Consider the following 333-nt stretch of genomic DNA (forward strand, 5'->3'; position numbering starts at 1 on the left):
GGTCATCTCCCCGGCGAGGACGACATCATCGTCATGGCCGGATTCTCCGGCAGCGGCTTCAAGCTCTCGCCCGCCATGGGAGAGATCGCCGCCGACCTGGCGCTCCACGGCACCACGCAGCACCCCGTCGGCTTCCTCGCTCCGGCAGGAGTCGGCGCCGTCTGATCCCCGGCGATCGTCGACGTCATCCCCCCACTCCCGACATCTCTGCCAGGAGCATGTCCAAAAGGGTCCGCGCTGGCCCTGACCAGTTCCCGAAGCAAGAAGTGGAGCACTTCCATGCCCATTCCCTCGTTCCAGTTCCGCCCGAAGTACGTCTCGTTCGACTGCTAC

At 65.5% G+C, this 333-nt stretch carries 1 pseudogene; it reads left to right on the forward strand.

Going from position 1 to position 333, the window contains the following annotated elements:
• Positions 1–165, forward strand: a pseudogene (locus GTY47_RS34885) (N-methyl-L-tryptophan oxidase); the annotation flags it as partial.
• Positions 166–333: the final 168 nt, after the last annotated feature.

The sequence above is a fragment of the Streptomyces sp. SID5464 genome, from assembly GCF_009862985.1.
Taxonomy (GTDB): domain Bacteria; phylum Actinomycetota; class Actinomycetes; order Streptomycetales; family Streptomycetaceae; genus Streptomyces; species Streptomyces chartreusis_D.